Raw genomic sequence first — 12,608 nt, 5'->3', positions numbered from 1 at the left:
CCATCACCGTGACTGCTCGGCGAAGACCGTGCGCCACGCCTCCTCGTAGTCCGGCTCGCCGGCGCCGATCGGCGGGATGTCCCGGCCCCGCCGCAGGAGGCCGCCCGGGCCGAGCAGGTCCGCGCGCCACGTCACGAAGCGTCCGCGCAGGTCGTCGTGGCACAGGGCGCTCCAGGCCCACAGCCAGTCGACCATGTCGTCGGCGAGATGCAGGCGCCGGGCCGGCATGCCGCCGCGGGCGAAGTTGACCAGGAAGATCTCGAAGGTGGCCGGGTCGCGCAGCTGGGCGCAGTAGGCCGCGCCCTGGGTGCCGATCATGAAGGCGGCGCGCTCGACCAGCCGGGCCACGTTGCCGGGGGTGGGCGGGACGCCGCCGGTCGTGAGCAGCTCCATGAAGTAGTCCGGGTACAGCAGTGGCACGTCGCGCGGGGCCGGGTACGCCATGCCGCCCAATTATCGGCAGGGGCGATGCGGATCCGGGCGTACCAACGGGCCGACCGGTTCGCCGAACGACCGGTCGTGGTTCGGTACGGTGGTCTCCAACGAATCCGCCCCAGGACCGATGAGTCCGGCGCCGGGCGCCGGTATGTATCCCCGACAGGCTCGAAGCGACGACCTTCGCGGAGGTACACCGTGCACACCATCGACCAGACCGAAGTCCGTGACCTGATGTCCCGCATGGCCGCGGCCTGGGAAGCCAACGACCCCGACGCCCTCGCCGCGCTCTACACCGAGGACGCCGGTGTCGTCACCGCCGGCACGCACGCGCAGGGGCGCGACGCCATCCGCGCGTTCATGACCGCGGGATTCGCCGGACCCCTGAAGGACACGACGTTGTCGGAGGACTTCGAGCGGATCCGGTACGTCGGGCAGGACATCGCCATCGTCAACGGCGTCGGCGGTCTCGTCCTGCCGGGCGAGGACACGGTGCAGACCGGCCTGCGCCGCCGATCCACGTGGGTGCTGGCCCGCACCGGCGAGGGCTGGCTCGTCGAGGCGTTCCACAACTGCCCGGCCGGCGGCTGAGCGGCGCCATGACCACGTCCGTGCCGACCGGCTTCGAGAGCCGGACCGCGCCGCTGCGCGCCGAACTGCTGGCCCACTGCTACCGGATGCTCGGCTCGTTCCAGGACGCCGAGGATCTGGTGCAGGAGACGCTGCTGCGGGCCTGGCGCGCCTACGACCGGTTCGACGAGCGAAGGGCGTCGCTGCGGACCTGGCTGCACCGCATCGCCACCAACGCCTGCCTCAACGCGCTCGAGGGCAAGCGGCGCCGTCCGCTGCCCTCGGGCCTGGGCGAGCCCGGCGACGATCCGCGGTCGCCGTTCGTGTCGGACCGGGACGTACCGTGGCTGCAACCATTTCCCGACGCGCGCCTCGGCGATCCGGCGGCCGTGGTGCAGGCCCGCGGCGACCTGCGCCTGGCCCTCATCGCCGCGCTGCAGCTGCTCCCGCCCCGGCAGCGGGCCATCCTCATCCTGCGCGAGGTGCTGGAATGGCCGGCCGCCGAGGTGGCGGCGGTGCTGGACACGACGCCGGCGGCGGTCAACAGTGGCCTGCAGCGGGCCCGGGCGCGCCTCGAGTCGGCCGGCCTCGGCCCGGAGCGCGTCAGCGAGCCGGACTCGGCGGCGCAGCGGGCGCTGGTCGACCGGTACGTCGAGGCGTTCGTCGCGGCGGACCTCGCCGCGCTGGCCGGCCTGCTCACCGAGGACGCGGTGCTGGAGATGCCGCCGCTGCGCAACTGGTACCGCGGGCGGGACCGGTACGCCGGGTTCATCGCGCTCGTCCACGAGCTGCGCGGCCGCGACTGGCGAATGCTGCCGGTCGGCGCGAACGGGCAACCCGCCGTGGCGGCCTACGTGCGGGCCGGCGACGGGTACGAGCCGCACTCCGTGCAGGTGTTCACGGTGACCCCGGCGGGCATCGCGCACGCGATCGCCTTCGTCGACCCGGCGGTCTTCGTCGCCTTCGCCCTGCCGTCCCGGCTTCGCTGAGCGCCCCTTCACGCTGGATCGACACACCGGCCTCGAACTGGGCCGGCAGCGACGTGTTCCAGAACATCATCAACGGCACCGGCCCCCAGGGCGCGGGCGGCGGCTACAAGGCCGTGCTCGACAACCTGCGCAAGCACGACCCGCGGTTCCCCTCGGTCGAGCACCTCGACAGCCTCATCAAGGTCGGCAACATCAGCGCCCGAGTGGTGGTCACGGTCCGCTGATCGCGGAGACGGATGACACGCCGCCCGGCCCGCAGGCCGGGCGGCGTGGCCGTTTCAGGCGCCGCTCACGTGTCGGCGAGCTGCAGGACGCAGGTCACCAGGCGGTCGATGTACTCCGGGGTCAGGCCGTCGATGCCGAAGAGCGCCCGGACGTACAGCGGCGCCAGGATGTGGTCGACGACGTCCAAGGGGTGGGGCGGATGCTCCCCCCGCTCGGCCGCCCGGTCCACCATCGCCTGCAGCTGCGCGCCGCGGGCGGCCAGGAAGCGCTCGCGGGCCTCCAGGCCCGACGGTCCGGCCGTGGACAGGGCGAGCATCAGGCGCAGGACCGCCAGGCCGGACGGGCCGGTGACGTCGCGGAGCACGCCGGCGGCGTAGGCGTGCAGGTCGCCGCGCAGCGAGCCCGTGTCGGGAATCGGGGAATACGTGGTCAGCCAGGTCAGGGAGACCTCCGAGAACAGCGCCTCCAGGGTGCCCCAGCGCCGGTAGATGCTGCTGTCCGCGACCCCGGCCGCCGCCGCCACGTCGCCCACCGTGAAGTTGCCGTAGCCGCGCTCGGCGACGAGGGCCATCACCGCGCGGTGGACGTCCTCGCGCACCCGGGCACTGCGGCCGCCGGGCCGCCGGGTCTTCTCCTCGCTCACGGTCCGAAGCTTAACGCAGTTCACACTTGCGTTAAGACCCGCGGTCGGCCTACGGTCTTAACGCAATCAGCCACTGCGTTAGGGAGCCGTCGTGATCGACCGTATTGATGCCGCCATCGACATGACGACCGCGGTCGTCGCCGGACTCGGGCCGCAGCGACTCGGCGAGCCGTCGCTGTGCCCCGGCTGGAGCGTGCGCGACGAGCTCAACCACCTCGTCGGCGGAGTGCGCATCTTCGCCGCCCAGCTGTCCGGGGGCGAGGCCGGGCGCGACCACGAGGACGACTGGCTCGGCGACGACCCGGCCGGGGCGTTCAAGGTCGCCGCCGAGCTGGACCGGGCGGCGTGGCACCGGCCCGACGCCCTCGACGGGACCGTCCGGCTGGGCTTCGGCGAGGTGCCCCGGCCGATGGCCGCGAACATCCACCTGACCGAGGTGCTGGTGCACGGCGCCGACCTGGCCGTGGTCGGCGGCCGGGAGGACCTGGTGGACCAGCGCCTCTGCGAGGGGCTGCTGGCCACCATGCGGAGCATGGACATGACGCCGTTCCGGCGCCCGGGCATGTTCGGACCCGAACGACCGGCGCCCGCCGACGCCCCGGCGCACCGCCGCCTGCTCGCGTACCTGGGCCGCGAGCTGTAACCGGACCCCCTACAGCGGCAGGTCCAGGGCGCGCAGGCGGTCCGGGTCGGCCAGCACGTCGACGGCGACGATCCGCCCGCCCGTCACCGTGAACGCCATGACGAACAGCGGGCGGTCCGGCGCCGCGGCCACCACCACGCCCGCGGCGCCGTTGACCAGGACCGGGTAGACGAACGGCGAGAGCCGCGACGACGCCAGCGCCTGGGTGGCCACCTGCTCCGGGCCGTGCAGGGTGAACGTGAGCCGCGGGCGGGTCGGTCCGCCGTCGGAGTGCAGGATCACGTCCGGGTCGAGGACCTCGACCAGCGCGGCGAAGTCGCCGGTGCGCGAGGCCGCGAAGAACGCGTCGACGACCGCGCGCTGCCGGTTCACGTCCCGGTCGGGGGCGGTGGGCCGGCCCTGGACCCGACGCCGGGCCCGGCTGGCCAGCTGGCGCACGGCGGCGGGCGTGCGGTCCAGCATCGGCGCGATCTGCTCGAACGGGACCGCGAACATGTCGTGCAGTACGAAGGCCAGGCGCTCGGCCGGGGAGAGCGTCTCCAGCACGACGTGCAGTGCCAGGCCGACCGAGTCGGCCAGGAGCGCCTCGTGCTCCGGGTCCAGCCCCGACGCCGGGCTGACGATCGGGTCGGGCACGTGGATGTCGAGCGGGTCCTCACGGCGCTGGGCGCGGGCGCGCAGCAGGTTGAGGCAGACCCTGGCCACGATGGTGGTCAGCCACGCCTCGAGGCTGGTCACGCCCTCCGTGCCGGCCCTGCTCGCCCGCAGCCAGGTCTCCTGCACGGCGTCGTCGGCCTCCGCCGTGGAGCCCAGCATGCGGAAGGCGACGGCCCGCACCCGGCCCCGGTGCTGTGCCCAGTCCTGCTCGTTCACGCCCTATTCAGTACCGCATCAGCCCCCGCCGCTCGATGGCGACACCGGGCCCGTGGCCATCGTCACGACCGGTTCGCGCCTGCAACGGCCGCTACGCGCAGTGGCCCACGTCACGTCACATCGGTTCGCTCCCGCGGGTCTGCGTGATGACGAACCACCTGACGTGAACGGAGAAGGCCATGACCACCACCCCGATCCTGGTGACCGGCGGCACCGGAACCCTCGGCCGCCTGCTGCTGCCCCTGCTGCGCGAGGCGGGCCGGCCGGTGCGCGTGCTGAGCCGTAACCGCCCGGCCGAGCCGGTGCCCGGCGTCGAGTACGTCGCCGCCGACCTGGCCACCGGGGAGGGCGTCGCCGCGACCGTGGCCGGCGCGGGCACGATCGTGCACTGCGCCGGCTCGGCCAAGGGCGACGACGCGAAGGCCCGCACCCTGATCAGGGCGGCCGAGGGGGCCGAGCACCTGGTGTACATCTCGGTCGTCGGCGCCGACCGGGTGCCGGTGCGCAGCGCCGCCGACCGGGCGATGTTCGGCTACTTCGGCGCCAAGCGGGCCGCGGAGCTGCTCGTCGAGGAGTCGGGCATCCCGTGGACCACCCTGCGGGCGACCCAGTTCCACGAGCTGACCCTGACCACGATCCGCCAGATGGCGAAGATGCCGGTGGTCCCGGTCCCGGCGGGCGTGCGTTTCCAGCCCGTCGCCGGCGCCGAGGTGGCCGCCCGGATGGCCGAGCTGGCGCTGGGCGCCCCCGCGGGGCTCGTCCCGGACCTGGCCGGGCCGCGCGTCTACGGCATGGACGAGCTGGTCCGCTCGTACCTGCGGGCCGCGGGCAAGCGTCGGCCGGTGCTGCGCATGCGGATGGCCGGCGGCGCCTACCGGGCGGTGTGCGCGGGCGCGAACCTGGCCCCCGGCCGCGCCGTGGGCACGGGCACCTGGGAGGCCCACCTCGCCGCCAATGTGCGGCCCTGAACGGGTCAGCGGCGGGCGGCGTGGGCGTGTAACCTCCCGCGCGTGAACGGCAAGATCGCGGCCGGTGTGGCCGTGGCGCTGGTGGCGGGTTGCTGCGGTTTCGCGCTGTACCGCCACTTCGCCCCGAATCATCACGCGTCCGGCGACAAGGGGTGCGTGGTGGACGCGGCCAAGGCGGGCCAGCTGCAGCCCGGGCGGTGCGCCGACTCCCACCAGGCGGAGATCGTCGACTTCTTCTACCCGGACGGGGCGCAGGACGGCTGCCACAAGTCGGCCGAGGAGTTCCTCGGCGGGCCGCTCGCCGACTCCCAGGTCGAGCTGAGCCTGCTCGACTACGTGCGGGAGGACTACACGTCGCAGGCGTGCGCGCTCTTCGTGGTCAGCGACTCCGAGGGCACCCGGGCGCCGCACAGCGGCAGCCTGCAGGGCACCATGAGCGGCGACCGCCCGATGGCCGCCACCTGCGGGCGGTACACCGACGGCGTGCTGACGTACGTGGCGTGCACCGAGCCGCACGCGGCTGAGTACGTCGGATCCACTGTGGACGGCGGCGAGCACGAGGCGAGCTGCCGCCAGGCGGCCGCGGCGTACCTCGGGCTGAGCGCGGAGGAGTTCGCGGGCCGGCACGACCTGCAGTCGCACTGGCTGAAGACCCCGCGCGACGGCGGCCGGGTCGGCTGCGTCGTCGTGGAGACCTCCGGCAAGGACGTCATGACGAAGTCGGTCAAGGGCCTGCGCACCGGCCCGCTCCCGGTCTGACCCACGGCGGGCGTCGCGGGCGGTACCGTCGAGGCATGATCCGGAAAAGGGTGCTCGTGTCCGGGCAGGTGCAAGGGGTGTACTTCCGCGACACCTGCCGCCGGGTGGCTCAGGCACGCGGGGTGGCCGGGTGGGTGCGCAACCTCCCGGACGGGCGGGTCGAGGCCGTGTTCGAGGGCGGCGAGGAGCCGGTCGGGGACCTCGTCGCGTGGGCCGGGCAGGGGCCGGAGACGGCCGAGGTGACCGGCGTGGTCGTGCACGACGAGACGGCCGAGGGCCTGGCGGGCTTCGAGATCCGCAGGGGCCGATGACGACCGGGGTGTTCCCTCATAATGCCGTGATGGACCTGCTGTACCGCAACTTCCGGACCAACGGAGAGCTGACGCTGGTCATGCCGCAGCGCCTCCTCGCGGACGACGACCGCGGCGTGCTGACCTGGCGCCCGATCGGCACCCCGCACCTCTTCCTGCGCACCGTGGACGGCCGCGACCGCCGCGAGGTCCCGTTCGCGCAGCGCCACACGGTGCGGTGGCGGCTGACCCCGCTGGTCTGGTCGTCCCGGCACGTGCTGCACCTGTTCCGCCCGGGCCGCGCCCACTCGGTGTGGTGGATGTTCGACGAGGACTTCCGCCTGGACCGCTGGTACGTCAACCTGGAGGCCCCGCCGGCGCGCTGGAGCGGCGGCGTCGACACCTCCGACCACGCCCTGGACCTGGTCGTCGCCGCCGACCGCACCTGGCGCTGGAAGGACGAGGACGAGTTCGAGGAGCGCATCGGCCACCCGAGCTACTGGACCGCCGAGCAGGCCGCCGGGATCCGCGCCGAGGGCGAGCGGGTCGTCGCCGACGTGGAGGCCGCGGCCTTTCCCTTCGACGGCACGTGGTGCGACTTCCGCCCCGACCCGTCCTGGCCCCTGCCCGCCCTCCCCGACGAGGGCTGGGACCGCCCCCGGGCGACGAGCCCGTGAGCCGGCCCCGTAGGCCGGGTCAAAACGGTGGTCTTCACCCCCCACCGGCTGCACGCCATTCTGGGAGGCTCCTGATGGGCTCGTCCTCGTGGTCGTACTCCGTGCCCTACCAGGGCGACGTGAACGCCGCGCTGCAGCGGCTTCGGCAGGAGGTCTTCGAGTGCGGCGAGTACTACCGTGAGTCGCCCGGTGACGGCCTGAACAGGGCCCGGCCGACGGGCCCGGACACGTTGGTGGACGCCCAGCCGCACTCAGGCACGCACTCCGTCATCGACATGGTCAACGGGGTCTCGGCCGAGCCCGCCTTCGCGACGGTCTCGCCGCTGGCGCCGGACAACCTGGCGTACACCTTCGGCACCGAAACCCCGACAGCCGGGCAGGTCGAGACCGAACTGCTCATCGGCGACCTGCGCCACGAGCGGGACCGCTGGGTCGGGACGTACATCGTCAGCTACCACGACGGCCGGCCCGACCGCATCCACTTCTTCGGCAGCTCCGGAGACTGAGCCCGTCACGCCCGGGTCAGGCGGTCCCGGGCGAGGTGGTGGCCGCCGACCGGCTGATCGAGACCACCCGCCGAAATCTACCCCGCCGCCCGCGCCTCCCCGGCCGTCCAGGCGAACTGGCGGGCCGTCAGGCCGAACCAGCGATCGGTCAGGCCCTCGTCGGCCATGCCGAGCCGGCGCGCCACCGCCTGCGACGCGGCGTTGTCGGGATCGGTCAAGGCGAGCACCCGACCCATGCCGGCCGCCGCCGCGGCGTCGAGCAGCGCCCGCGCGGCCTCGGTGACCAGACCCCGCTTCTGGTGGTCGGGATGCAGATGCCAGCCGATCTCGATCTGATCGGTGGGACCGCCGGCGTCGTGCAGCGGCAGGAGCAGCACCGTCCCCACGGGCTCCGTGCCCTCGACGGGCACGAGCGCCCAGAGCCCCAGGGGCGCGTCGAGGCTCGCCTCCCGCTCGTGCCACCGGCCGAGCCGCTCACGCGCCTCCGCCAGGTCACGAACGGCGCGCCGCGGCGGTGCGCCGAGCCAGCGCATGACCTCCCAGCGCGAGTAGATGTCGAAGTACGCGGGCAGGTCGCCCTCGTCCCAGCGCCGCAACCGAATCCGTGCCGTCCGCAGCAGTTCCATCGCCACAAGCTAGCGGGCCCCCCGGCCGGCGGTCCGCACCTGGTCGTCGTTGGTACCCTCCGGGCATGTTCCGTGAGGCCCGGCCTGACGACTTCGAGCAGATCGTCCGGCTCTACCGCCAATTGCAGCCCGGCGATCCCGTGCTGACGGACGGATCCGACGCGGCGGTCTTCCATCAGATCCTGAGCGCTCCGGGATTGCACCTGTTCGTGCTCGAACTGGATGGGGTCGTCGTCGCCACGACGTACCTCAACGTGATCCCCAACATCACTCGCTCGGCGTCGCCCTACGCCGTCATCGAGAACGTCGTCGTCGAGGAGTCCCGGCGTGGCGCGGGTCTGGGCAAGCAGGTCATGGCCGGCACGCTCCAGGCCGCATGGAGCGCGGGCTGCTACAAGGCGATGCTGATGACGGGCTCGCGCAGGCCTGCGACCCACGCCTTCTACCGAGCCTGCGGCTTCTCAGCCGACGCCAAGACCGGCTACGTCGCCCGCCCCGTCCCCGCCGGGCGCGAGCACCCAGTCCCGGAACGTCAGGAGCAGTCGAACCGATAGTCGTGGGGCCGGTCCGGACATGAGACGCAGGTGAAGATGTAGATGCCGCCGGCGTCGCCGAGCATCAGCCCGGCCGGGTTCTGCAGCGCCCGCCACGGATGCTCGTCGGAGCTGTCGAAGCCCCAGCCGGCCATGGCGGCCCGGTCCTCCAGCGGAATCCACCGGCGCTCGTCGCCCCGGCTGAACTCCCAGCTCGCCACGGTGAGAAGGTGCTCCATCCGGGCGCCGCAGGCGCAGTCCGGCCAGTCCGGCGACTGCGTCCAGCCCGGGTAGCCGCCGACCTTGATCCTCGGGGCCACGGACAGGTCGTAGTCGTAGTCCCACCCGGTCTCGGCCCGAAGCCGGCGTACCGGTTCCTCGATCTCTGACCCCAGTTCCCACGGCAGGTCCATGGACGGGTATTCGACCACCCGCTCCGGGTCGACGACACACGCGCCGGGCACACGCCAAGGATCGGCGTCCTCGTGCGGAGCCGGCATCGTCGCCAGCGGACGCCCGATCGCCGAGCGCCGCCGCCACCGCAACTGCGGCACCGGTGCGCTCCAAGGATCGTGATCGAACGGGCACCACAGCACCTGCAGCACGTCCGAGCCCTTCGGAAACGGCACATCCGGTACGTCTTCGGCAAGCAACTGCAGGACCGGCACCAACGGCACCGCGGCACCGTCCGGGTGCTCCAGGAGCAGCGCATCCGCACACGTCGGCCACGGCTCGTCCGCCGGCCACAGCAGCGGCCCGCCCACGGAGCTGCCCTCGACCGACGGCCTGCCCCGGCGCGGATGCAGCCGGGTGGTGACCCGCGCCAAGGCCCGCAGCTGAGGGAGCACGGCCTCCACATCGACCGGACCTCGCGGAGTGGTGTGCACGGAAAGATCCTAAAGGCCGGCTACGCACGTAGGCTGCCGTGGTGATCAGCTGGGAGCGGGCCTTCCACGCGTTCGGGCCGGCGCGGGGCGGGCACGAGCTGCTCGACGTCCTGCGGCGAGGCGAGCTGGAGCGCTACGCCTGCGAGCATCCTCGCGAAGGGTTGGATCCCTACTCGTTCCTGTGGTCGGCGCTGTACTGCGCCGGCCGGATCACCCCGGCGACGGTTCTCGGCCTGAGATACCTCGCGTCGGCCCTCACGGCGGAGGACTTCGGCGGCGACGATCCGACGCTGCGCGAGGCCGTGGTGTGGTGGCTTCGGGAGGTGACCCGCGCCGTCGTCGACGGCACCTATCTCGACCAGGCGCGACGGATGGCTCGTCGCCGCGATGACCCGGCCGTGAACGAGTGGCTGGACGAGTACCTGCGACATGAACGGTCGGTCCACGACTGGGGTGAGGGCGACGAGCCCGGGCGCGTGCTGCTGGCCGCCGCCGAGGCGGACTGCTTCGACGCGCTGCCCGAGGTCTTCGAGCCGGTGGCGTCGCTGCTCGTGGCCCGGCAACCGGAGCGGCTGCGCACGGTCGCCGCGAGCGCCGCCGCGGCGCTGGTGCGCCACCCGGAGCTTCATCGCCGCCGCGAAGCGATCACGGCGTACCATCTCGCCGAGGCCGCCCGGGGAACGCCACTGCACCGTGCGTCGATGCTGCTGGGCCTCGGTGAGCTGGGCGGTCCGACGCTGCCCTGGCTGGACGATCCCGACCTCGGCGTCCGGGTCTGCGCGGCCCTGGCACCAGATCTCGCCGGCACCGCGGCGGCCACGCGGGTGCTGCGGTCAGCCGCGCTCGACCCGGCGGCGCTCCACCACGCCTTCGGCGACGTGCGGCTTCCCCAGCTGCTGTCACTGAACGAGGCCGTCGCGGAAGCACTGTGCGAACGCGTCGAGGACCTCGGCCCGCTGCTGGACGGCGCCACCGCCGCGGTCGCCTACGACGGGCCGGCCGGCGATGGGGTGTTGTGCGAGCCGTACCTGCGCAAGGCCTTCCCGCGAGGCGTCCTGCACGGCGGCACCGACGCGCATCGAGCCCTCGCCCGCGCGGTCGCGGCCAGCGACAACCCCTGGCGTGACGACAAGCGTTGGACCGCCGTGTTCGCCCGGACCGGACTGCCCGCCGAGCGCGAAGCCTGGCTCGCGGCAGCCCGCTCGGATGGTTGAGGTCACCGCGGCCGGGCGGCTTCTCTGGCGTCGGGCGGCTGACGCGGCTGCGTCAGGAGGCGAGCACGACCGGGACCACGTCGGGGGCCTCGCGGCGGATCAGCTCCGCGGTGCTGTCATCCGGCTGGTCCTGGGAGGCCACCTCCGCCTCCACGCGCAGCCGGTAGCTGTCCACCTCGCGGTCGATCTGCTCGTCGGTCCAGCCGAGGACGTCGGCCATCAGGGTGGCGACGGGCCGTACCGCGGTCATGCCCCGGTCGAACGTCTCGATCGAGATGCGGGTCCGGCGGGTGAGCACGTCCTCGACGTGGCGGGCGCCCTCGGCCTCGACGGCGTAGCGCGCCTCCGCCCGCAGGTAGTCGTCGGCGCCGGGCACCGGCCGGGCCAGGCCCGGGTCGGCTTGGATCAGCTCCAGCACCTCGGGGACGAGGGTGCCGTACCGGCTGAGAAGGTGCTCGACCCGGGCGACGTGCAGGCCGCTCTCGGCGGCGAGGGTGGCGCGCCGGTTCCACAGGGCCGCGTACCCGTCGGCGCCGACGAGCGGGACCTGGTCGGTGCACGACGGGGGTACCGCCGCGCCCAGGTTGTGGACCGCGGCGTCGACCGCGTCGGCGGCCATCACCCGGTACGTGGTGTACTTGCCGCCCGCGACCGCGACGACGCCGGGCACCGGCGTGGCGACGAGGTGCTCGCGGGACAGCTTCGACGTGAGCTCCGACTCGCCGGCCAGCAGCGGGCGCAGGCCGGCGTAGATGCCCTCGACGTCGTCGCGGCGCAGCGGCGTGGCGAGGACCTTGTTGACCTCGCGCAGCAGGTAGTCGATGTCGGTGCTCGTCGCGGCCGGGTGCGCCTTGTCCAGGGTCCAGTCGGTGTCGGTCGTGCCGACGATCCAGTGTCGGCCCCACGGGATGACGAACAGCACGCTGGTCGCGGTGCGCAGGATCATGCCGGTGGCGGAGCGGATGCGGTCGCGGGGCACGACCAGGTGGATGCCCTTGGAGGCGCGGACGCGGAACTGGCCGCGTTCGCCGATCATCGCCTGGGTGTCGTCGGTCCAGGCGCCGGTCGCGTTGACGACCTGCCGGGCGCGGACCTCGAACTCCCGGTCGTCCTCCAGATCGCGCACCCGCACGCCGGTGATCCGTCCGCCCTCGCGCAGGAAGCCGATGACCTGCGCGCGGGTCAGCACGTGCGCGCCGTAGGCGGCGGCGGTGCGGGCCACGAACATCGTGTGCCGGGCGTCGTCGACCTGCGCGTCCCAGTACTGGATGGCACCGACGAGGCTGTCCGGGCGCAGCGCCGGGCAGATCCGCAGCGCGGCGCGCCGGGTCAGCTGGCGGTGGCGCGGCAGTGCGCCCTGGCCGCGGCCGGCCATGATGTCGTACAGCGTGACGCCGGCGCCGACGTAGCCGCGCTCCCACACGCGGCGGGTGAGCGGGTACAGGAAGCGCACCGGCCGGACCAGGTGCGGGGCCAGGCGGCGCAGGAGGAGGTTCCGCTCGCGCAACGCCTCGCGGACCAGCCGGAAGTCGAGCATCTCGAGGTAGCGCAGGCCGCCGTGGATGAGCTTGCTCGACCGGCTCGAGGTCCCGCTGGCGAAGTCGCGCATCTCCAGCAGGCCGGTGGACAGGCCGCGGGTGGTGGCGTCGAGGGCGCAGCCGGCCCCGACCACGCCGCCGCCGATGACGACGACGTCGAGCTCGGCGGCGGTGAGGGCCACGAGGGCCTCGTCCCGGGCGGTGGGCGACAAGGTGCCGGTGTGATCCACGG

At 73.4% G+C, this 12,608-nt stretch carries 17 protein-coding genes; 11 read left to right on the top strand and 6 right to left on the bottom strand.

Features of this window, described 5'->3' with window-relative positions; all coding sequences use genetic code 11:
• Positions 1-3: 3 nt before the first annotated feature.
• Positions 4-444 carry a hypothetical protein gene (locus ABD352_RS55010; RefSeq protein ID WP_344620687.1) on the bottom strand — a complete coding sequence of 147 codons (441 nt, stop codon included), beginning with the start codon at positions 442-444 and terminating at the stop codon, positions 4-6.
• Positions 445-633: 189 nt separating this feature from the next.
• On the opposite strand from ABD352_RS55010, the gene ABD352_RS55005 reads away from it, so the two are divergent.
• Genes ABD352_RS55005 through ABD352_RS54995 form a run of 3 tightly spaced genes read left to right on the top strand, consistent with a single transcriptional unit; the run spans position 634 to position 2,218 of the window.
• The gene (locus ABD352_RS55005) at positions 634-1,026 is read left to right on the top strand and encodes an SgcJ/EcaC family oxidoreductase (protein WP_344620686.1); all 393 of its coding nucleotides are present in this window, start codon (positions 634-636) and stop codon (positions 1,024-1,026) included.
• A gap of 8 nt (positions 1,027-1,034) precedes the next feature.
• A complete protein-coding gene (locus ABD352_RS55000) occupies positions 1,035-1,994 on the top strand; it encodes an RNA polymerase subunit sigma-70 (RefSeq protein WP_344620685.1) in 960 nt (319 codons plus the stop codon).
• Between the two features lie 53 nt (positions 1,995-2,047).
• A complete protein-coding gene (locus ABD352_RS54995) occupies positions 2,048-2,218 on the top strand; it encodes a hypothetical protein (RefSeq protein ID WP_344620684.1) in 171 nt (56 codons plus the stop codon).
• 65 nt (positions 2,219-2,283) lie between these two features.
• Here ABD352_RS54995 and ABD352_RS54990 read toward each other — a convergent pair whose 3' ends face one another.
• Entirely contained in the window at positions 2,284-2,862 is a 579-nt protein-coding gene (locus tag ABD352_RS54990; protein ID WP_344620683.1) for a TetR-like C-terminal domain-containing protein, read from the bottom strand.
• Between the two features lie 91 nt (positions 2,863-2,953).
• Between ABD352_RS54990 and ABD352_RS54985 the strand changes: the two genes are divergently transcribed.
• Positions 2,954-3,505: a TIGR03086 family metal-binding protein gene (locus tag ABD352_RS54985; protein ID WP_344620682.1), complete on the top strand. Its 552-nt coding sequence runs from the start codon at positions 2,954-2,956 to the stop codon at positions 3,503-3,505.
• A gap of 9 nt (positions 3,506-3,514) precedes the next feature.
• Here ABD352_RS54985 and ABD352_RS54980 read toward each other — a convergent pair whose 3' ends face one another.
• Positions 3,515-4,378, bottom strand: coding sequence for a sigma-70 family RNA polymerase sigma factor (locus ABD352_RS54980; protein ID WP_344620681.1), 864 nt, complete (start codon positions 4,376-4,378; stop codon positions 3,515-3,517).
• A gap of 179 nt (positions 4,379-4,557) precedes the next feature.
• Between ABD352_RS54980 and ABD352_RS54975 the strand changes: the two genes are divergently transcribed.
• The 5 genes from ABD352_RS54975 to ABD352_RS54955 all read left to right on the top strand — a co-directional run bounded on the left by ABD352_RS54975 (position 4,558) and on the right by ABD352_RS54955 (position 7,578).
• Entirely contained in the window at positions 4,558-5,346 is a 789-nt protein-coding gene (locus tag ABD352_RS54975) for an SDR family oxidoreductase (protein WP_344620680.1), read from the top strand.
• A gap of 42 nt (positions 5,347-5,388) precedes the next feature.
• Positions 5,389-6,105 (top strand): septum formation family protein, encoded by a 717-nt coding sequence (locus ABD352_RS54970; protein WP_344620679.1) that lies wholly within the window; start codon positions 5,389-5,391, stop codon positions 6,103-6,105.
• A gap of 35 nt (positions 6,106-6,140) precedes the next feature.
• Complete coding sequence (locus ABD352_RS54965; protein ID WP_344620678.1) at positions 6,141-6,416, top strand: acylphosphatase; 276 nt, start codon at positions 6,141-6,143, stop codon at positions 6,414-6,416.
• 29 nt (positions 6,417-6,445) lie between these two features.
• The gene (locus ABD352_RS54960) at positions 6,446-7,072 is read left to right on the top strand and encodes a ribonuclease FAU-1 family protein (RefSeq protein WP_344620677.1); all 627 of its coding nucleotides are present in this window, start codon (positions 6,446-6,448) and stop codon (positions 7,070-7,072) included.
• A 74-nt stretch (positions 7,073-7,146) separates the two neighbouring features.
• Entirely contained in the window at positions 7,147-7,578 is a 432-nt protein-coding gene (locus tag ABD352_RS54955; RefSeq protein WP_344620676.1) for a hypothetical protein, read from the top strand.
• Positions 7,579-7,655: 77 nt separating this feature from the next.
• Here ABD352_RS54955 and ABD352_RS54950 read toward each other — a convergent pair whose 3' ends face one another.
• Positions 7,656-8,204 (bottom strand): GNAT family N-acetyltransferase, encoded by a 549-nt coding sequence (locus ABD352_RS54950; RefSeq protein ID WP_344620675.1) that lies wholly within the window; start codon positions 8,202-8,204, stop codon positions 7,656-7,658.
• A 65-nt stretch (positions 8,205-8,269) separates the two neighbouring features.
• Between ABD352_RS54950 and ABD352_RS54945 the strand changes: the two genes are divergently transcribed.
• Positions 8,270-8,758 (top strand): GNAT family N-acetyltransferase, encoded by a 489-nt coding sequence (locus ABD352_RS54945; RefSeq protein WP_344620674.1) that lies wholly within the window; start codon positions 8,270-8,272, stop codon positions 8,756-8,758.
• Here ABD352_RS54945 and ABD352_RS54940 read toward each other — a convergent pair.
• On the bottom strand, positions 8,737-9,624 hold the full coding sequence (locus ABD352_RS54940) for a YwqG family protein (protein ID WP_344620673.1): 888 nt from the start codon (positions 9,622-9,624) through the stop codon (positions 8,737-8,739). The two genes, ABD352_RS54945 and ABD352_RS54940, sit on opposite strands and share 22 nt — an antisense overlap.
• A gap of 41 nt (positions 9,625-9,665) precedes the next feature.
• On the opposite strand from ABD352_RS54940, the gene ABD352_RS54935 reads away from it, so the two are divergent.
• A complete protein-coding gene (locus ABD352_RS54935) occupies positions 9,666-10,838 on the top strand; it encodes a hypothetical protein (RefSeq protein WP_344620672.1) in 1,173 nt (390 codons plus the stop codon).
• 52 nt (positions 10,839-10,890) lie between these two features.
• Here ABD352_RS54935 and ABD352_RS54930 read toward each other — a convergent pair whose 3' ends face one another.
• Positions 10,891-12,606, bottom strand: coding sequence for a glycerol-3-phosphate dehydrogenase/oxidase (locus ABD352_RS54930; protein ID WP_344620671.1), 1,716 nt, complete (start codon positions 12,604-12,606; stop codon positions 10,891-10,893).
• Positions 12,607-12,608: the final 2 nt, after the last annotated feature.

Source organism: Dactylosporangium salmoneum (assembly GCF_039532525.1).
Lineage (GTDB): Bacteria > Actinomycetota > Actinomycetes > Mycobacteriales > Micromonosporaceae > Dactylosporangium > Dactylosporangium salmoneum.
The sequence above is the reverse complement of the archived record's forward strand: the minus strand, read 5'-3'. Positions and strand labels throughout refer to the sequence as shown.

Coding starts and splice junctions, on each gene's coding strand:
- ABD352_RS54975 (WP_344620680.1), top strand. CDS start 4,558: ATGACCACCACCCCGATCCTGGTGACCGGCGGCACCGGAACCCTCGGC.
- ABD352_RS54955 (WP_344620676.1), top strand. CDS start 7,147: ATGGGCTCGTCCTCGTGGTCGTACTCCGTGCCCTACCAGGGCGACGTG.
- ABD352_RS54950 (WP_344620675.1), bottom strand. CDS start 8,204: ATGGAACTGCTGCGGACGGCACGGATTCGGTTGCGGCGCTGGGACGAG.
- ABD352_RS54945 (WP_344620674.1), top strand. CDS start 8,270: ATGTTCCGTGAGGCCCGGCCTGACGACTTCGAGCAGATCGTCCGGCTC.
- ABD352_RS55000 (WP_344620685.1), top strand. CDS start 1,035: ATGACCACGTCCGTGCCGACCGGCTTCGAGAGCCGGACCGCGCCGCTG.
- ABD352_RS54960 (WP_344620677.1), top strand. CDS start 6,446: ATGGACCTGCTGTACCGCAACTTCCGGACCAACGGAGAGCTGACGCTG.
- ABD352_RS55010 (WP_344620687.1), bottom strand. CDS start 444: ATGGCGTACCCGGCCCCGCGCGACGTGCCACTGCTGTACCCGGACTAC.
- ABD352_RS54965 (WP_344620678.1), top strand. CDS start 6,141: ATGATCCGGAAAAGGGTGCTCGTGTCCGGGCAGGTGCAAGGGGTGTAC.